18 protein-coding genes and 1 pseudogene are annotated in these 20046 nt (G+C 41.7%); 17 read left to right on the top strand and 2 right to left on the bottom strand.

Annotated features, from left to right (window positions below):
* Positions 1-126 precede the first annotated feature (126 nt).
* Positions 127-1774, bottom strand: a pseudogene (locus FVA69_RS17990) (fumarate hydratase).
* 859 nt (positions 1775-2633) lie between these two features.
* On the opposite strand from FVA69_RS17990, the gene potA reads away from it, so the two are divergent.
* From potA to potD, 4 genes are all read left to right on the top strand, one after another.
* Complete coding sequence (gene potA / locus FVA69_RS17985; protein ID WP_004907942.1) at positions 2634-3743, top strand: spermidine/putrescine ABC transporter ATP-binding protein PotA; 1110 nt, start codon at positions 2634-2636, stop codon at positions 3741-3743.
* The gene (gene potB, locus FVA69_RS17980) at positions 3730-4593 is read left to right on the top strand and encodes a spermidine/putrescine ABC transporter permease PotB (protein WP_004907944.1); all 864 of its coding nucleotides are present in this window, start codon (positions 3730-3732) and stop codon (positions 4591-4593) included. Before potA ends, potB begins: the two co-directional genes overlap by 14 nt.
* Complete coding sequence (gene potC, locus FVA69_RS17975; RefSeq protein WP_004907946.1) at positions 4590-5378, top strand: spermidine/putrescine ABC transporter permease PotC; 789 nt, start codon at positions 4590-4592, stop codon at positions 5376-5378. Before potB ends, potC begins: the two co-directional genes overlap by 4 nt.
* 159 nt (positions 5379-5537) lie before the next feature.
* The gene (potD, locus tag FVA69_RS17970) at positions 5538-6587 is read left to right on the top strand and encodes a spermidine/putrescine ABC transporter substrate-binding protein PotD (protein ID WP_004907947.1); all 1050 of its coding nucleotides are present in this window, start codon (positions 5538-5540) and stop codon (positions 6585-6587) included.
* A gap of 241 nt (positions 6588-6828) precedes the next feature.
* On the opposite strand, the gene FVA69_RS17965 is transcribed toward potD, so the two are convergent.
* On the bottom strand, positions 6829-7386 hold the full coding sequence (locus FVA69_RS17965; RefSeq protein ID WP_109912649.1) for an NADPH-dependent FMN reductase: 558 nt from the start codon (positions 7384-7386) through the stop codon (positions 6829-6831).
* Between the two features lie 302 nt (positions 7387-7688).
* On the opposite strand from FVA69_RS17965, the gene FVA69_RS17960 reads away from it, so the two are divergent.
* The 13 genes from FVA69_RS17960 (at position 7689) to FVA69_RS17900 (ending at position 20044) form a co-directional block, all read left to right on the top strand.
* Complete coding sequence (locus FVA69_RS17960) at positions 7689-8261, top strand: TetR/AcrR family transcriptional regulator (RefSeq protein WP_164529372.1); 573 nt, start codon at positions 7689-7691, stop codon at positions 8259-8261.
* A gap of 79 nt (positions 8262-8340) precedes the next feature.
* On the top strand, positions 8341-9183 hold the full coding sequence (locus FVA69_RS17955; protein ID WP_110731647.1) for a transcriptional regulator: 843 nt from the start codon (positions 8341-8343) through the stop codon (positions 9181-9183).
* Entirely contained in the window at positions 9180-9698 is a 519-nt protein-coding gene (locus FVA69_RS17950; RefSeq protein ID WP_004907954.1) for a FidL-like protein, read from the top strand. The genes FVA69_RS17955 and FVA69_RS17950 overlap by 4 nt, the downstream gene beginning before the upstream one ends.
* A 715-nt stretch (positions 9699-10413) precedes the next feature.
* On the top strand, positions 10414-10692 hold the full coding sequence (locus FVA69_RS17945) for a BMC domain-containing protein (protein WP_004249182.1): 279 nt from the start codon (positions 10414-10416) through the stop codon (positions 10690-10692).
* A 20-nt stretch (positions 10693-10712) separates the two neighbouring features.
* The gene (locus FVA69_RS17940; RefSeq protein ID WP_004907958.1) at positions 10713-10997 is read left to right on the top strand and encodes a BMC domain-containing protein; all 285 of its coding nucleotides are present in this window, start codon (positions 10713-10715) and stop codon (positions 10995-10997) included.
* Positions 10998-11012: 15 nt separating this feature from the next.
* Positions 11013-11291, top strand: a complete 279-nt coding sequence (locus FVA69_RS17935) for a BMC domain-containing protein (RefSeq protein ID WP_004259063.1) — start codon at positions 11013-11015, stop codon at positions 11289-11291.
* 70 nt (positions 11292-11361) lie between these two features.
* Positions 11362-12996 carry an acetaldehyde dehydrogenase (acetylating) gene (locus FVA69_RS17930; RefSeq protein WP_123382243.1) on the top strand — a complete coding sequence of 545 codons (1635 nt, stop codon included), beginning with the start codon at positions 11362-11364 and terminating at the stop codon, positions 12994-12996.
* A gap of 26 nt (positions 12997-13022) precedes the next feature.
* Positions 13023-13280, top strand: a complete 258-nt coding sequence (locus tag FVA69_RS17925) for a EutN/CcmL family microcompartment protein (RefSeq protein ID WP_004259057.1) — start codon at positions 13023-13025, stop codon at positions 13278-13280.
* A 7-nt stretch (positions 13281-13287) separates the two neighbouring features.
* Entirely contained in the window at positions 13288-14418 is a 1131-nt protein-coding gene (locus tag FVA69_RS17920; RefSeq protein WP_110731649.1) for a 1-propanol dehydrogenase PduQ, read from the top strand.
* A 58-nt stretch (positions 14419-14476) separates the two neighbouring features.
* The gene (gene cutC / locus FVA69_RS17915) at positions 14477-17908 is read left to right on the top strand and encodes a choline trimethylamine-lyase (protein ID WP_109912645.1); all 3432 of its coding nucleotides are present in this window, start codon (positions 14477-14479) and stop codon (positions 17906-17908) included.
* A gap of 93 nt (positions 17909-18001) precedes the next feature.
* Positions 18002-18952, top strand: coding sequence for a choline TMA-lyase-activating enzyme (gene cutD, locus FVA69_RS17910; protein WP_042851506.1), 951 nt, complete (start codon positions 18002-18004; stop codon positions 18950-18952).
* 13 nt (positions 18953-18965) lie between these two features.
* Positions 18966-19403 carry a BMC domain-containing protein gene (locus FVA69_RS17905; protein ID WP_004907968.1) on the top strand — a complete coding sequence of 146 codons (438 nt, stop codon included), beginning with the start codon at positions 18966-18968 and terminating at the stop codon, positions 19401-19403.
* Positions 19400-20044, top strand: a complete 645-nt coding sequence (locus FVA69_RS17900) for a phosphate propanoyltransferase (protein ID WP_004907971.1) — start codon at positions 19400-19402, stop codon at positions 20042-20044. The genes FVA69_RS17905 and FVA69_RS17900 overlap by 4 nt, the downstream gene beginning before the upstream one ends.
* Positions 20045-20046: the final 2 nt, after the last annotated feature.

Here is a 20046-nt window from a genome sequence, read left to right as displayed (position 1 = left end):
GATGTGAGTGATAATAAAAGAGCGGGTTTTTGGCCTGCTCTTTTACTATGTAACTGTATGACTATGTAACATAATCATACAGGCTAACGAAAGTTAGCGCATTCCATTGCGCTAGAGTGGCAAATATTACTTAACGCATTTACTGCAAGTCTCATTTTGGACTTGTTCAAAGAAGTTATTGCCCTTGTCATCAACGAGAATGAATGCTGGCAGCCCTTCAACTTCCATTTTCCAAATTGCTTCCATGCCTAATTCTGGGTACTCAAGGCAATTTAAGCTTTTCACATATTCTTGCGCCAGTATTGCTGCTGAACCACCAATACTACCTAAGTAGAAACCGCCGTGTTTCTTACATGCATCGGTTACCGCTTGAGTTCGGTTGCCTTTCGCCAACATTATCATGCTACCACCGTGGGATTGGAACAGGTCAACGTAGGGGTCCATTCGGTTACCCGTTGTTGGGCCTAAAGAACCAGAAACCATATCTTCCGGTTTTTTGGCTGGCCCTGCGTAATAGACCATGTGGTCTTTAAAGTATTGTGGTAATTCTTCGCCGTTATCTAAACGTTCTTTAAGCTTGGTATGCGCAATATCTCGAGCGATGATCAGTGGGCCACTGAGGGAAACACGGGTCGATACAGGGTGTTTACTTAGCTCAGCCAAAATATCTTTCATTGGACGGTTGAGGTCGATATGCACCACTTTTCCTTCAGCTTGGTGACGCATAGATTCAGGAATGTATTGGGCTGGGTTATGCTCCATTTTTTCAAGCCATAAACCGCTTTTGGTGATTTTAGCTTTAATATTTCGGTCAGCCGAGCAAGAAATGGCTAAACCGATTGGGCAAGAGGCGCCATGACGAGGTAAACGAATAACACGCACATCGTGAGCAAAATATTTACCACCAAATTGGGCGCCAAAGCCAAGATGACGTGACGCTTCTAATAACTCATTTTCTAGCTCAATATCACGGAAAGCTCGGCCATATTCATTACCTGTGGTTGGCAGATTGTCGTAGTATTTCGCTGAGGCGAGTTTGGCTGTTTTCAGTGTTGTTTCCGCAGAGGTGCCACCGATAACGAAAGCAATATGATAAGGTGGACAAGCTGTTGTTCCTAAATTTCTCATTTTTTCAATTAAGAAATTTTTTAACTTAGCTGGTGTTAAGGTTGCTTTTGTTTCTTGATAAAGTGCTGATTTATTTGCAGAACCGCCGCCTTTATTGACAAACAGGAAGTGATACTCATCACCTGTGGTCGCAAAAATGTCAAACTGTGCTGGCAGGTTTGTACCTGTATTGACTTCATTAAACATATCTAGCGGTGCATTTTGCGAAAAACGCAGGTTTTCGTGTTGGAAGACGTTGTAAATCCCTCGTGACAGGTACTCTTCGTCATCACAGTCTGTCCAAACTTGTTGGCCTTTTTTCCCAACAACCGCAACGGTGCCGGTATCTTGGCAGTTTGGCAAAATACCTTTTGCAGAAATTTCAGCATTGCGAAGTAATTGCAATGCCACATATTTGTCGTTTTCGCTGGCTTCTGGGTCTTGTAAGATAGCAGCGACTTGTTTTTGGTGCGCAGCCCTTAAAAAAAAACTGGGATTCATAAATTGCATGTTCCGCAAGGAGGGTTAATGCTTCAGGTTCAATCTTTAAAATTTGCTTGCCTGCAAATTGTTCTACAGAAACATATTTATCAGAGACTTGGAAATACTCGGTTTTATCCTCAGATAATGGATAAGGTTCTTGGTAAAAAAACGCTTTATTGGCCATTTTGCTCACTCACATATTAATTTCAGTGGAATTTCCAAAAATAATCACCCGTAGGTTTATGCTTATTCTTTAATTGGTTTAACTCGAAAGATACAAAGTAAAATTTATAGGTGTAATAATGAAACAAAAATTACAAAATAAGTCACTAAAAGTTACAGTTTAGCTTGAAATTATATAAATTTGATTATTATATTCAAAGAGATGCAAAGGATAATATGATGTTGGTTAAATTTATTGAGATAAAAAACAAGGATTAATAAAAATTAGATTTAAATCACATAATAATATTATTAACTGCGACTTTAATTATTTGTTATAGATGTTGCCAGTTATTAGCTTTTTTCATGTGTAATCACGATATATATCTAGCAGATATAATCATCATAAAAACTTGAATTAAAGCTTATATCATTCAATATATGAATTAAAAATTTAAAATTAATAAAAACTATTAATTCCATAATTATTATTATTTTTATTATGAATCACTTTAACTCTATGAATTTCATTGAATTTGACTTAAGTTTTGCCTTCCGATTTTTCATGTAAATCTATAGATATAGACAGACTGATTCTATAGATCGCTATGTCGCTTATTTTTCTAAAAAATCTGTTTTATTTATTGATAATTCATAATGAAAGGCAAACGAAGTTGTGAAAATGGCTTTCAATTTGCAAAAACAGTGTTTATCATGCATGCCTTATGAAGTTTAAATGGCGCTACTGGTTTTGGGCTTTGCTGGGGAAAATTAGTTACTCATGTTACTTAAGTCGACAGAGTAAACCTCCGACAAGCTTATACAGTCTTTAACGGTGGCGGTTCTATCTGCATTATTCCTAGGGATAGAGTGTATAATAAATGACTGAGACAACCTCTCTGACACCACTCATTGAATTAAAATCTTTAAGTAAAGGTTTTGATGGCAAACAAATTATTTCTGAGCTTGACTTAACCATTCAGAACGGTGAGTTTTTGACCATTCTGGGGCCTTCTGGTTGCGGTAAAACGACGGTTTTACGTCTTATTGCTGGGCTGGAAGATGTCGATGATGGTCAAATTATTCTTGATGGTCAAGATATTACGGATATTCCAGCGGAAAACCGCTTTGTAAATACCGTATTCCAAAGCTACGCTTTATTTCCTCATATGACAGTCTTCGACAACGTGGCATTTGGCCTACGCATGCAAAAAACGCCTGCGGCTGAAATCCAAAAACGTGTCGATCAAGCCTTACGTATGGTGCAGCTAGAAGATTTTGCTGAGCGTAGACCCAACCAACTGTCTGGTGGTCAACAACAGCGTGTGGCGATAGCCCGTGCGGTAGTGAATCGCCCGAAAGTCCTATTACTGGATGAATCATTGTCTGCGCTTGATTACAAACTGCGCAAACAAATGCAAAATGAGCTAAAAGCGCTTCAACGAAAACTGGGGATCACGTTTATTTTTGTGACTCACGATCAAGAAGAAGCCTTAGCCATGTCTGATCGAATCATTGTGATGCGTGAAGGGAAAATTGAGCAAGACGGAACACCTCGTGAAATCTATGAGGAACCAAAAAACCTGTTTGTTGCTCAATTTATTGGTGAAATTAATATTTTTGATGCGAAAGTATTGTATCGCATTGATGATAAACGTATTCGTGCCAATGTTGAAGGCCACGAATGCGATATTTTTACCGAGCTCTCTGTCAAAGAAGGGCAGCACGTTAGTGTGTTATTACGTCCTGAAGACTTACGTGTTGAAGAGGTGAATGATGCAGATAACTATCCGGGGCTGATTGGCTACGTTCGTGAGCGTAACTATAAAGGCATGACGTTAGATTCAGTGGTTGAAATGGAAGATGGCAAAATTGTCATGGTAAGCGAATTCTTCAATGAAGATGACCCCGATGTCGACCACTCCCTTAACCAAAAAGTTGCTGTAACTTGGGTTGAAAGTTGGGAGGTAGTTCTGGATGATCATTCGTAAGCATAAAATTTTGCAGAACGTTATTATCACCGGGGTGGTCGCCTGGCTGCTGCTGTTCGTCTTTTTGCCTAATATTATGATTATTGGCACTAGCTTTTTGACGCGCAGTGACACCAACTTAGTTGACTTAGTTTTTACATGGGATAACTACATTCGCTTGTCTGACCCGATGTATGCAGAGGTCATGTTGCACTCGCTCAATATGGCGGTGATAGCAACCTTTTTCTGTTTGGTTATCGGCTATCCATTTGCCTTTATATTGGCAAGGTTACCGAAACGGATACAACCGTTGATGCTATTTTTGTTAATTGTGCCATTTTGGACCAATTCATTGATTCGTATTTACGGGTTAAAAGTTTTTCTTAGTACCAAAGGGTACTTAAATGACTTTTTACTGTGGGTTGGTGTTATCGATAAACCATTGAAAATTATGTATACACCTGAGGCCGTAATATTAGGCCTTATCTATATATTGTTGCCGTTTATGGTGATGCCACTGTATTCAAGTATTGAAAAGTTGGATAAGTCATATATAGAAGCTGCAAAGGATCTCGGAGCGAATAAATTTCAACGGTTCGTGAAAATCATCATTCCTTTAACGATGCCAGGAATTATTGCAGGTTGCTTGCTGGTTTTATTACCTGCAATGGGGCTGTTCTATGTGGCGGATTTAATGGGTGGTGCGAAAAATCTACTGATTGGTAACGTGATTAAGAGCCAGTTCTTAAATATTCGTGATTGGCCATTCGGGGCAGCAACAAGCATTTTCCTCACGGCGATGATGGGATTATTGCTGTATGTGTATTACCGAGCAGCTAAGCTTCTGAATAAAAAGGCATATGAAGAATGATCGGACGTACTCTGCGTGGTGGCTTTATGGCCATCATCTACGCTTATCTTTATATTCCAATCATCATTTTGATTGTTAATTCCTTTAATGAATCGCGTTTTGGTATTCAGTGGCAAGGGTTTTCAACCAAATGGTATGAGCTACTAAGTAATAACGATAGCTTATTAGAAGCCGCAGGGCATTCATTAACCATGGCTGTTTTGTCTGCGACCTTCGCAACAGCTATTGGTACACTAACGGCTGTCGCATTATTTCGCTATCGTTTTAGAGGAAAACCTTTCGTCGGTGGTATGTTATTTGTGGTAATGATGTCCCCTGATATCGTTATGGCGATTTCATTATTGGTTCTATTTATGATCCTTGGGGTCTCGTTAGGTTTTTGGTCATTGCTTTTTTCCCATATTACATTCTGTTTACCCTTTGTGGTGGTGACGGTGTATGCAAGGTTAAAGGATTTTGATGTAAAAATGCTAGAAGCGGCACGTGACCTTGGTGCGGGTGAGTTTACTATTTTAAGAAAAATCATTTTGCCATTAGCGCTACCCGCGGTTGTGGCAGGATGGTTACTGAGCTTTACATTGTCGATGGACGATGTGGTGGTTTCGTCATTTGTCACGGGGCCAAGCTATGAAATTTTGCCACTGAAAATATATTCAATGGTAAAAGTTGGGGTTTCCCCAGAAGTAAATGCTTTGGCGACAGTGTTGTTGATTATGTCCTTGCTACTTGTTTGTTTAAGTCAATGGGTGATGCGGGATAAATACTCGAAAAAAGCGAGATCATAAACGATTGGTAGCGCTGGTTTTTCTATAACAGCGCCTTTTTGATGCCATGCGGCGAGAGGGTGGGCTTCATTTAGCCTATAAGATATATGCCCTAAATAACTCAAGTGGTTACTTGATGTATATAGGGATAAAAAACACTTTGTTGAGGGAAACTCAGTAATGAAAAAATGGTCCTACCTACTGGCAGCAGGGTTAATGGCTGCAAGTATTGGCACGGCAACTGCCGCTGACGATAACAAAGATGTACTGTATTTCTATAACTGGACAGAATATGTTCCTCCCGGTTTATTAGAGCAATTCACCAAAGAAACTGGCATCAAGGTGATTTACTCCACCTATGAATCAAACGAAAGTATGTATACCAAGTTAAAGACCTATAAAGAAGGGGCTTATGACTTGGTGGTACCTTCGACTTATTTTATTGCCAAAATGAGTAAAGAAGGGATGCTACAAAAAATTGATCAAAGCAAACTGACCAATTTTAAAAATCTTGATCCAAACTTAATTCATAAAGAATTCGACCCGAATAATGATTATTCTGTACCTTATATTTGGGGAGCTACAGGGATTGGTATTAACGGTGAAGCGGTTGACCCACAATCTATCACCTCATGGGCAGATTTTTGGAAACCTGAATATAAAAATAGCCTGCTGATGATGGATGATGCACGGGAAGTTTTCCAAGTTGCGCTCACCAAGTTAGGTTATTCAGGTAATACCACTGACCCGAAACAAATTGAAGAGGCGTATAAAGAGCTACAAAAATTACGTCCAAATATTCTAGCCTTTAACTCTGACAACCCAGCGACGCCATTTATTGAAGGTGAAGTGGATGTCGGTATGTTATGGAATGGCTCTGCGTTCGTTGCACGGCAAGCAGGCTTACCAATTGAAGTGGTATGGCCAAAAGAAGGCGGAATTTTTTGGATGGATAGCTTAGCGATTCCCGCCAATGCAAAAAATGTGGAAGGGGCTCATAAGCTAATTAATTTCTTATTGCGTCCAGAAATTGCGGCTCAAGTGGCTGAATCTATTGGTTACCCAACACCAAATTTAGCCGCTAAAAAATTATTACCTGCTGAGATTGCCAATGACCCATCACTTTATCCAAGTGAAGAAGTTCTGCAAAAAGGCGAATGGCAAAGCGATGTGGGGAATACCAATATCCTGTATGAAGAGTATTTCCAAAAGCTCAAAGCAGGGCGTTAATTGCTGTTTTAGTAGTAAGCCAAATAGTGTTTGAAGATAAAACAAAGGCATCACAATCGTGATGCCTTGAGGTTGTTGACAAAGCGCGATAAAAGCGTGGTTTTTCCCGCTTTGTGTTATCAGCTGAAAATCAATAAATTGATTTTCCTAATTTATTTTCAAAACCTATTAGACTTGCTGCCAAACATAATAGGTTTGTCAGCAGTCTGAAAGCATCACAATCGTGATGCTTTTTTAATGGCTAATGTTTGGCATTATGGCCAACAAATTTCACAAAGGTATCTACCCACGGTTGTAGGAAATCTTTACTTTTTGGTGAGATGTTACCTTGTTCATCGACCATACCGTCATACCATTTTAGGAAACACTCAGGCTGGTTCATGGTCGGCATATTTAAAAATGCCAGGCTGTTGCGTAAGTGCTGTTGGGCAATTGCTGTGCTGATATTACCAATAGAAACACCTAAAACGCCTGCTGGAATACCATCCCACGAGTTATCTCCCCATGGACGAGAACCTTGGTCTATTGCATTTTTCAATACGCCAGGCATTGAACGGTTATATTCAGGGGTGGCAAAAATAATGCCATCACAAGCTTTAATTTGAGATTTAAAATTGGCCACAACTGAGGGCACATTTTGGTCTGCATCTTGGTTGTAGAGAGGTAGTTCACCAATATTGATAAAGTTAAACGTGAAATTCGCGGGGAATAATTTAGTTATGGCTTTAGCTACAACTAAATTGTAAGAATCAGCACGTAAGCTACCAACAATAACGCCAATATTGTATTGATTTGACATGATAAAACCTCTTTCACGGATAGTTAATTAGGAATATTGCAAACCGATATTACTTCTTCAGAATTTTATTTCGTTGTTATCATTAAACATCATAATCTGAATGTGTGCAAAACTAAGTTAAATTAATTAAGTCAATGAGCATCAAAAAAAATTGATATTTTAAAATTAACTATGGGGATACAACAGCTCATAATTCGATATTGTGAGTCCTCTTCCACTATTTAGATTTACCCATGAACAAATCAGGGTTACTTGATTTTAGTCAAAATGAAACATACCGACTGGTCGGTATCATTCATCGCATGAACAAATCCGCGCAGCATAGAAAAAAAGACCCAATCAAGCTTCAAGTGGAGCTACTGAAAGCTGCTCGTATTATTGCGGGTAGAGAAGGGATTTCTTCGTTATCTCTCAATGCAGTAGCAAGAGAAGCGGGTGTCAGTAAAGGTGGATTGATGCACCATTTTCCCTCGAAGCAAGAGCTTATTCATGCCCTTTTCCTTCAATTGCTGGAAATTATGGATGAGCGGATAAATATCATTATGGAGAATGACCAAAACACTTATGGACGCTTTTCTCGTGCGTATTTGCATTACATCGGTGAGTTAAAAGAGTCAGATGAAAGTTTTCAACTTGCCTTACTGTCCTTAGCGATGCCAACTGAGCCTGTATTACGCCAGTGTTGGCGAGATTGGGTAGCCAACCATTTAGCGAAGGGCGATGAGTTTGATAACAGTTATTTAGGGGCGTTAGTACGTTATGCGGCTGATGGGTTATGGCTTTCGTCATTGACTGAGGGAGAAACATTATCACAGCAAGAACGTGATGCGATTGTTAGTCGGCTAACGGCAATATCATTTGAAAAAACTCCATAAGTAAAAACAGTACATAAGTAAAAATAGTAATAATAACGGTAGTGCAATTTTATTCATAAAATAAGCACATGAGGCGACAGTGAAATATAAAATCAATGCTTTCATTCTATATGATGCAGTTGATGGCACTTTATCTTTAAAAGAAGATGAGGTGGATACACAGCTGTCGATAACTGCCAATGCATTATTATTTTATTTTATTCAACACAGAGGCGTTGTTTCTCGAGATGAGGTATTAAAAGCGGTATGGGATGATAATGGATTAGTTTCATCGAACAGTAATTTAAACCAATACCTAAGTATATTAAGAAAAGCATTTCGCCCATATGGTATTGAAAATATTATTGTGACAGTTGCTCGTGGGCGATTAGAATTTAATTCCGATGTTTCCCTTGAATTAATTGATGATATTAAAATTCCTCAAACTGAATTAATAACTAGCTTAAGTGAAATAGAAGCAGCAGCGGTTGTTTTATCTCCAATTCCCAAACCCATTTCTGTCCCTAAAGATCCCCAAAGAATAGAATCAACATTGACGCCAGAAAAAAAAGAAATTTGTTGGTATCTCGCTAGTGGTGCTTTTTTATTGTGTTCTGTTTTACTCGCGACGATGGCTTATTTATCAAACCAACCGTCAGTGCCGATTAACATGACGGTACTTGAGCATACTAATTGTGATGTGTTATCGAATGAAAAAATGATCAATAACACCGTAGCACTAAACTATGTACAAAACTTTGATAAAGTAAGAGATAACTTAAATCTAGAATGTGTTGAGAAAGAACGATTTGTTTTTTTCTATGGCGATAAACTGCAAACAAATGGACTGGGGCGAGTGTTCCTAGCGCATTGCGCAGTCAATGAAGACAATCCCTTTAGCTATTGCGATAATTACTTTTACTATTCTTGGAAACCATCATGAAGATATCAGGAAAAGTATTATGCTTACTGAGCTTTTTACTATTTATTATTGTAGTGATTTACACTCAATCGGTTTTATTTTCAAATAAACAAGATGGTTTAATGGTGTGTTCCACGAAAGGCATCATGCGTTTTGAAAACATGAAAGATGAAAACGTTAATGGCAATATTCACTTCAATTTTGGCGCGAATGGAAAAGGATCAATTGTAGTAGAAGGTTATACCGACTCCAAAGCGGGATGGTTGTATTTACAACGCTATGTGAAATTTAACTATACGACAAAGCGCATTTCGCCTACTGAACGACACTATAATATTAGCCAATGGGAAGCGAGTGCTTCTTCTATTGATGAATCTCCCGATGTAATATTTGATTACTTTATGCGAGAAATGTCAGATAGCCATGACGGTTTGTTTCTTAATGCGCAAAAGCTCAATGACAAAGCCTTATTACTAAGCTCAATCAATTCCCCTCTTTATATTTGTACACTCAAGCCGGGCAGTAAGTTTGATTAATCGCAGGATGATTAAAAGGCGAGACCGAGGTATTTTATTGATCCCTTCCTGAGTTATCTAGGCTATTTACCTTCCTCCATGAACTTAAATTATTGTGACACGATACAGCTTTAGCCGCCTTGTATATTTGCACGATACATCAAATTGTACTACGACTGACGGCGCTAATTTACTCTTGTCACCTAGATGTGTGTTACATTTTTTACCGTCATTAGCCCAACCGCATTTATGTGCTTTATTCTGATATCCTGCAACAGAGAATCAACTATTCTATCAACAACGGCTTAGCAAAGCTTATAAGCAGGTGAGCCGCCCCACAGTTATTACTCTCTAAATTACCCCCACTTATCAGCTCGATAATATCTTGTTAACAATTCCATTGATTAACATCAATTCTGTTTTTTATCCATTTTCACTATCCAGATAGATACGTGAATTTTTATTTTTTTTAGCATGGTTATATGAATCGACTACTAAATTACTCTAATTTTCAGAGTAAAAAACTAATTATAATGAATGCGTGGATTTATATTTTGTTTTTATTTTTCAGCTCTATAGTGAGTTTGAAGCCAAAGGCTGCGTTCAATAAATCACCGCGCAGACACCATTGGCGTAAATGATTACCCAGATTCTTCAAGGGACATGTACTCGGACACATCAACTTGAAGCATCAGCGGTAAAGAAAAACAAAGAAGGCTTTTCGGAGGAAACAACAATGGGTGATGCATTAGGTCTTATTGAAACTAAAGGTCTGGTGGCTTGTATTGAAGCGGCGGATGCCATGTGCAAAGCGGCGAATGTTGAGCTAATTGGCTATGAAAATGTCGGTTCAGGCCTCGTGACTGCGATGGTCAAAGGCGATGTGGGTGCAGTCAAAGCGGCTGTCGATTCAGGCGTTGAGTCAGCTCAACGTGTTGGCGAAGTCGTGACTTCACTGGTCATTGCGCGTCCACACAACGATATCAACAAAATCGTTATTAAACATAAGGCATAACTTTTTCCGGAGGAAAAAACATGGGTGACGCATTAGGTCTTATTGAAACTCAAGGGTTAGTGGCTTGTATTGAAGCTGCGGACTCGATGTGCAAAGCCGCAAACGTTGTGCTGATTGGTTATGAAAATGTTGGGTCAGGTTTAGTTACCGCCATGGTCAAGGGCGATGTGGGCGCAGTGAAAGCTGCCGTAGATTCAGGTGTTGAATCTGCCTCTCGCGTTGGCACCGTCGTGACATCTTTGGTTATCGCACGTCCTCATAACGATATCCAAAAAATCGTCTCCCAGTATAAAGTCACGGAATAAAACAGGAAATTACTTATGAAAGAAGCACTTGGTCTAATTGAAACCAAAGGTTTAGTGGCGTGTATTGAAGCTGCTGATGCCATGTGTAAAGCCGCGAATGTTGAGCTAATTGGTTATGAAAATGTGGGTTCAGGGCTAGTAACAGCAATGGTTAAAGGTGATGTCGGTGCCGTTAACGCTGCTGTTGAGTCTGGTGTTGAGGCGGCAAAACGTATCGGAACTGTGGTGACTTCACGTGTTATTGCAAGACCACACAACGATATTGGCAAAATTGCACAGCAACACAAAGCCTAAGTTGTTGGCTGATTAGTAAATAAAACCACAAGTTAATGAGTTAATTTTTGACTCCGATACGGGGGAAGACATGGTTGCATTAGATAAAGATCTGCAATCCAGACAACTAGCAAGAGAGCTGGTTAGAAACGCGAAACAAGCACAGAAAGAATTTGCGACATTTTCGCAGGAAAAAATCGACAGTATTGTTAAGCACATCGCGATTGAGTCGGCACTTCATGCAGAAGAGCTGGCAAAAATGGCCAATGAAGAAACAGGGTTCGGTAAGTGGCAAGATAAAGTCCTGAAGAACACTTTTGCTTCAATACGTGTTTATGAGCACATTAAAGATCTCAAAACCGTTGGCATCATTAATGATGACAAAATCAACAAAGTTATGGATGTGGGTGTCCCTCTTGGTGTGATTACGGCGTTAGTACCTTCTACTAACCCAACATCTACCATCATCTACAAAACGTTGATTGCCTTGAAGGCAGGTAATGCCATTGTCTTTTCCCCTCACCCAAATGCGAAAGCCTGTAGTTTTCGTACATTAGAAATTGTTAAAAAAGCCGCATTAGAAGCAGGGGCACCAGCGGGTATTGTGGATGGCGTCACGATGTTGACTCTTGAAGCAACGAAAGAACTGATGCACAGCAAAGACGTTTCTTTAATTTTGGCAACGGGAGGTGAAGGCATGGTACGCGCAGCTTACGCATCCGGTACACCAACCATTAGTGGCGGTCCAGGTAATGGCCCTGCATTTATTGAACGTAGCGCCAATATCAAACAAGCGGTGAGTGACATCATCACCAGTAAAACTTTTGATAACGGTGTCATTTGCGCTTCAGAACAATCCATCATTGTAGAACGTTGCATTTACAACGAAGTTCATCGTGAACTACTCGCTCAAGGCGCTTACTTCATGAATGAAGACGAAGCGAAACGCATGGCATCCATGCTGCTAAGAGCGAATGGCACTATCAACCCAGAAGTGGTGGGTAAAGATGCCATCACATTAAGCCAGCGTGCAGGTTTCACTGTTCCAGCTAATACGCGTGTGTTGATTGCTCTGCAAGACACGGTATCACCGAAAAACCCATACTCCCGGGAAAAATTATGCCCAATTTTAGGGATGTATATCGAGGAAGACTGGCAGTCAGCTTGTCACCGTGTAGTTGACTTACTGACCAATGAAGGTCTCGGCCATACTTTGGTTATTCACACACAAAACGAAGATGTTATTCGTCAATTTTCTCTGGAAAAACCCGTTAATCGCATTTTGATTAATACACCGGCTGCATTGGGTGGGATCGGCGCAACGACCAATATCACGCCAGCGTTAACACTGGGTTGTGGCGCAGTAGGTGGTGGCTCTAGCTCCGATAACGTCGGCCCGATGAACTTGCTGAACATCCGTAAAGTCGGTTATGGCGTACGTTCCATTGATGATTTAAGACAGCCCGCCCAGTCTTGTACTTCTACCCAGCCAGCGGTATCAGCAGCTGGCAATCAACCGCAAGTCAGCATTTTTGATGATAACCGCTTCCGTAACCCTGTTGCAGCGACAACGTCAGCGGTGACTGCTAACCCAACAGGCGACGACCGATTTGGCAGTACGGCAACGACGGCTGCGATTGCTGAGGCAGTGGTTTCTCAAGGTGATATTACTGAAGAAAATGTTGAGCAAATCATCAAGGCCGTTCTCGGACGCCTAAATAAGTAACTTATTGGAATAAGGCGGTATAAACCATGATCCTCGCAAAGGTAGTTGGACATGTTGTTGCAACGCAGAAATGCCAAGAACTTAGCGGTAGTAACTTATTGATGGTAACCAAGCTAGGGGATGACCTTGAACCGTTGAAAAACAAAACGTATGTGGCAGTCGACAGTGTTGGCGCAGGTATTAACGACATTGTTTTAGCTGAAGCTTACTTCGCTTTGAATAAAGACAATTACAAAGCCATGTCAGTGGTTGCCATTGTTGAGAAGGTTTATACCAAGGAGTAAAAACAGCATGAACCAGTTTTTGATTAAACCTAAAGTTCAATTCGGTGCGAATGCATTGGACTTTATCTCACACATGAGTGCTCACCATGCCTTTATCGTCACTGACAAAGCGATGGTGAAGTTTGGCTTAGCCGATGAAGTCACTCGCAGGTTAACCCAAAGTGGCATCACATTTTCAATTTACGATGATGTTAAGCCAGATCCTGATATTTCAGCCATTGTTAACGGTATGAAAATCATGGATATGCAATATCCAGATGTGGTGATTGCACTCGGTGGTGGGTCGGTTATTGATGCTGCGAAAGCTGTTATTTACTCCCTCTGGCACACAAAAAAAGACGTCAGCCGCGTTAAACCACAGTTTATTGCCATCCCAACTACCAGTGGGACGGGCTCAGAAGTGACGTCGTTTTCAGTGATCAAATCCCAGTCTGAAAAACTGGTTTTGGTTGATGAATTCATGCTGCCAGATGTGGCTATCTTAGACCCTGCACTGGTGAAGTCAGTACCCGCTTCTATTACGGCAGACACAGGTATGGACGTGCTATGCCACGCGCTAGAAGCCTATGTTTCTCGCACTGCATCTGACTTTTCTGATGCCTTAGCTGAAAAAGCGGTGCAATTAGTGTTCGGCCATTTAATTGACTGCTATCGCGATGGTAGCAACTTAGTGGCTCGCGAAAAAATGCATAACGCGTCATGTATTGCGGGAATGGCTTTTACCAATGCCTCATTGGGAATAACGCATAGCTTAGCCCATGCATTAGGCGGCGTATTCCATATTCCTCATGGCCGTGCCAATGCGTTGTTGATGGCGCAAGTCGTGGCTTTCAATGCGGATTTAGAAGGGCGATGCGATAACGAAGCTGCAAAACGTTATGCCCATCTCGCAAAAAATTTAAGTTTACCTGCCTCAACAATACGTGAAGGTGTTGAAAGCCTAATTGTGGCAATCAACGTATTGAAAGATGAAATGAATATGCCAAAAGGCATTCAAGCAACCGGCACTAATGAATTCGATTTTAACGCCCGTTTAGGGGAAATGGTTGGGCAAGCACTGCGCGATAGTTGCACTCCGACCAATCCACGGGATGTGAGCAAGGTGCAACTGGAAGTGCTGTATAGACAGTCTTTTTAACAGTTAACGCTTTTATGTGATGAACAACAAACTAGAAAGAACATCAGGATAGGCTAACATGAATAAATATGCTTTGACCCCACGCGTAAAAATGCTGGCTGAACGCTTAAGTGCCCGCAACAGCTCAATTATTACTGAACGTGCCAATATTTTAGAAGCGCTTGGCAACCAACTGTCTGGCGCACCGCAGGCGATTAAACCTGCCCAACGTTTTTATGAATTTATCCGTCATTTTCCGGCATTTATTGCTCAAGATGAGCTGATTATTGGTAGCCAATCATCGACCCCTCGCGGAGCGATTTTTCATACTGAAAATGAAATCAATAGCCACAGTATTTATACCTTTTTAGCTGGCGATAGCACCATCGATGCGCCAGATTACTTAGCGGTATTAAACATCGGCTTTTTAGCTATCAAAGCACAGTTAGAGAACAAAGTTAGAAACATTGGTAGTGCGGTCAGTCGCAATAGTATTGATGAGGCAAATAACTGCCGTTCGGCAATTTACGCATGTGATGCGGCCATTCATTTTGCACAAGCTTTAGCTTCTAAAGCAGAGAGCATGGCAGCGGCAGAATCTAATCAATACCGTCGTGCAGAATTACAAGAAAGTGCAGCGATTTTACGCAATGTACCGGCAAAACCGGCGCAAACTTTTAAAGAAGCGTGCCAAGCTTTCTACTTACTTCAATTAATCCTGCATTTAGAAAATGGTAGCTATGCCGTTAACCCAATGGGATTCGATAAAGCGGTCTATCCATTCTACCAACGTGATATTGAACAAGGCCGTTTGACCCAAGCACAAGCTTATGAAATTGTAGAAAGCTTATGGTTGAAACTGGCTGAACTCTCTGAAGTTCGCTCAACCAAGCAAGTTGATGGCTACCCAATGTTTGATGCATTGAAAGACGGCATTTATCTGAATGACCCACGCGTATGCCTTAACGAATTATCAGCCATGATGTTATCCGCACATGAAAACATCAGCGCTATCAATAATGGATTGAAAGTCCGTTTATATTGTGGAAAAAATAGCGTTCAGCCGCAATATGCAGCACCAAATGCCAGCTATGTTGCGCCGGCAGCTCAAGCTGAAACTGAATTCAAAGTCATGGAAGGTTTAACGCCTCGCTTACAGCGCTTGCGTAACCGTTACTTAGAAGCGCGTCCAAGCGTGTCTATCTACCGCGCACTCGCTTTTACTGAAGTTGTCAAAAATAACCCAGGTTTACCGCCAATTTTATTGCGTGCGAAAGCATTCCGCCGTGCTTGTGAAACTGCACCAATCTTAATTCAACCTGAAGAGCTGATTGTGGGGCATCCATGTGGTAAAGCCCGCGCAGGTGCATTCTCACCGGATATCGCATGGCGCTGGGTAGTCGAAGAACTCGATACAATGAGCACACGTCCACAAGATCCGTTTGTTATCTCTGAAGAAGATAAAAAAGTGATCCGCGAGGAAATCGCTCCATTCTGGGAAGGCCGTTCACTGGATGAAATTTGTGAAGCTCAATACCGTGAAGCGGGAGTCTGGGAATTCAGTGGTGAAACTTTCGTCAGTGACTTGTCTTATCACCAAATCAATGGCGGTGGGGATACTTGCCCCGGTTATGACGTGTTGTTATTCACCAAAGGAATGAATGGCATCAAAGCAGATGCTCAGGCGAAACTGGCTGAATTAAGCATGGAAAACCCTGATGATATTGATCGCATTTATTTCTATAAAGCGTCAATTGAAACCTGTGAAGGGGTGATTGCGTATTCACACCGCATTGCTGCCCATGCTCGCGAATTAGCGGTGCTGGAGTCAGACCAAAAACGCCGTGAAGAATTGCTGACTATCGCACAAGTCAACGAAAACGTGCCAGCGAATCCGCCGGTGACGTTACAAGAAGCATTACAAAGCATTTGGACAGTTGAGTCACTGTTTGAAATCGAAGAAAACCAAACTGGCCTTTCTTTGGGACGTCTTGACCAATATTGCTTACCAATGTACGAAAACGACATCAAAACAGGCCGCTTAACCCAAGACCAAGCATTAGAAATGATGCAGGCATTTATTATCAAATGTGCGGAATTAATGTGGATGTCGAGCGAATTAGGCGCGAAATATTTCGCAGGTTATCAGCCATTTATCAACTTAACAGTGGGTGGACAAAAACGTTCAGGTGGCGATGCATGTAACGACTTAACCTACTTAATTATGGATGCGGTTCGCTTTGTTAAAGTGTATCAGCCATCTCTGGCTTGCCGTATTCATAACCAATCACCACAGAAATACATGGAAAAAATCGTTGATGTGGTGAAAGCCGGTATGGGCTTCCCTGCCTGTCACTTCGATGATTCCCACATCAAAATGATGCTGCGTAAAGGTTTTGACTTTGAAGATGCGCGTGATTACTGCTTGATGGGCTGTGTAGAGCCACAGAAATCTGGCCGTATTTATCAATGGACTTCAACGGGTTACACCCAATGGCCAATTGCGATTGAATTCGTATTAAACCGTGGCCGCATGGTGTTATTCGATAGCTATCAAGGTTTAGATACCGGTGACTTACGTGAGCTAAAAACATTCGAAGACTTTGATAATGCTGTGAAAGCGCAGATAGCTCATATTGTTCGCTTATCAGCTATCGGTACCGTCATCAGCCAACGTGTTCACCGTGATGTGGCACCAAAACCATTAATGTCCTTGCTGGTGGAAGGCTGTATGGAAAAAGGCAAGGACGTTGCGGCAGGTGGGGCGATGATCAACCACGGCCCAGGGCTGATTTTCTCTGGTCTGGCGACCTATGTTGACTCGATTGTCGCTATTCGCAAATTGGTTTACGAAGATGGCCGCTACACACTTGAGCAAATTCGTGATGGCTTATTAGCAAACTTTGAAGGCTACGACGAACTACGCCGTGACTGCTTAAATGCACCTAAATTTGGTAACGATGATGACTACGTTGACCAATATGCGCTGGATATTACGGAGTGGACAGAGCGTGAGTGCCGGAAGTACGACATGTTGTATTCAACACTGAGCCACGGAACCTTATCCATCTCTAACAACACGCCGATTGGTGAGTTAACCGCCGCGAGTGCCAACGGTCGCTTGGCTTGGATGCCGTTATCAGATGGTATCAGCCCGACACAAGGTGCGGATAAACAAGGCCCAACTGCCATCATTAAATCAATCAGTAAAATGAATGTTGAAACGATGAACATTGGCATGGTGCATAACTTTAAGTTCTTAAAAGGCTTATTGGACACACCAGAAGGTCGTCACGGTTTAATCACCTTGTTGAGAACCGCGTCTATCTTAGGCAATGGCCAAATGCAGTTCAGCTATGTCGATAACGAAATGCTGAAAAAAGCCCAGCAAGAGCCTGAAAAATATCGTGATTTAATCGTTCGTGTTGCAGGTTACAGTGCCTACTTCGTCGAACTTTGTAAAGAAGTTCAAGATGAAATTATTAGCCGTACTGTGATTGAGAAGTTCTAAATCAACGCTGGCAGGTATGGCTTCATACCTGCCATGTCATACCGGCTATTTAATAACAACAATAATAAATTTTGAACTGATTTTAGAGGTGCAATGATGAGCGCGGCAGAAATTAAAGGTCGGATATTTAATATCCAAAAATACTCGATTTATGATGGCGACGGTATTCGGACGCTGATTTTCTTAAAAGGGTGCAATATTCGTTGCCCGTGGTGTGCTAACCCTGAAGGGTTAAGCAGCCAGTTCCAAGTGATGTTTTCCCACGATAAATGCGTCAATTGTGGGAAATGTGTTGATGTCTGCCCTACAGGGATCCACTACAAAACCATTAATGACCAAGGTGAACAAATTCACCGTGTGAATCGCAGTATTGACTGCATTGGTTGTCGTAAATGCGAAGAGGTGTGTATTGGTGGCGCGTTAGACATCATGGGGAAAGATGTCACGGTAGCTGAAATGATGGACATCATTATGCAAGATTATGATTTTTATATTTCTTCTGGTGGTGGCGTAACAATCGGTGGTGGCGAAATGAGCCTACAAACCGATTTTGCCGTCGCGCTGCTGCGGGAGTGTAAAAAAATGATGATCAATACGGCGATAGAAACCCAAGGGACGACATCATTAGAAAATTATGAAAAGTTATCTGAAGTTGTCGACCTGTTCCTCTATGACATTAAGCACATTGATACTGTTCAGCATAAAAACCTATTCGGCATTGGTAATGAAAATGTTCGCCGCAACCTCGAAAGACTGGTTGATCTCGGTGCGAACGTCGTCGTCAGAATGCCACTCGTTCGTGGTTATAACGACTCCTTTGATGCCATCACGGGGGCGATTCACTATGCGATGGAATTGTCCAAACGCGGCAATGTAAAACGCATCGATATTCTGCCTTATCACCAGTTGGGGCGTGGTAAATACGACAAGCTGGATATGATTTATCCCGTTAAGCAAGACCCAACCTATAGTGCAGAAGAATTAGACCAACTTGAAGCATTCTTCAAACAATTTGATTTCGATATTCGACTGGTTCGTCACTAAGTAGGAGAGACAGATGAAAAGTTTAGGCGTAATTGAAACTCGGGGACTGACATCCGCTATACAGGCTGCAGATGCGGCATGCAAAGCAGCCAGCGTAGAAATTGTAGGTTATCGAAAAATAGGTTCTGGACTGGTATCCGTTTGTTTTCAAGGGGAAATCAGTGCGGTTCGTACTGCGGTTGACCACGGCATTGAGGTCATCGCGAATAGCCAACTATTAGTCGGCTCATTAGTCATTGCTCGCCCAGAAGAAAGTGTTATCAGCAAACTGCTTACCGTGAAAAGCAAAAAAGGCGAATTAGAGAAAAGTATTCAGCCGGAAGTGAAAGCCGAAAAACTAGTGGAAAAAGTGGTCGTTGAAACTAAAACGGAAGCACCAGTGGCTGAAGTCAAAACCGACATCAATGCGAAAGACGTCAAAAATGACCCGCGTAAAGGGAAAAAATCATGATGAATGAGCAATTGATGGGGAAAATACTGGCTCGGCTTTCAGCTTACACACCAGCACAAGCAGGTGTCGCTAACATTGCTATCCCTGTCGGAATATCTAACCGCCATGTTCATCTTTCACAGCAGGACGTTGAAGCCTTGTTTGGCCAAGGTTATCAGCTAACGCCATTCAAAGATTTAAAACAGCCGGGGCAATTTGCTGCGAAAGAATGCGTCATGGTGGTGGGGCCAAAAGGGTCGATTAGCAAAGTCAGAGTATTGGGACCCGTTCGCCCAAAAACGCAGCTCGAAGTGTCTAAGGCCGACTGCTTTGCCCTTGGTATAAAAGCGCCGGTAAGAGAGTCTGGTGACATGGCAGGTTCAGGCAATGCTTTACTGATTGGCCCCGCAGGGCATGTCAATCTTGAATCACAAGTCATTTGTGCTCAGCGCCATATTCATATGAGTGTGATGGATGCGAGAGCCTTAAATGTGGTGAATGGGCAAAAAGTGAATATCCGTACAGAAGGTGAGCGTCGCTTGGTGTTCGATGAGGTTGTCGTGAGGGTTGATGAGCGATTTTCCCTTGAGTTTCATATCGATACTGATGAGGCGAATGCTGCGGGATTACGTAATAACGATAGCGTATTCATCGCGGGTTAAGG

It is taken from the genome of Providencia sp. PROV004, assembly GCF_011045615.1.
Classification (GTDB): domain Bacteria; phylum Pseudomonadota; class Gammaproteobacteria; order Enterobacterales; family Enterobacteriaceae; genus Providencia; species Providencia rettgeri.
Note: the sequence above shows the minus strand (reverse complement) of the source record. Positions and strands in the feature narration are given on the sequence as shown.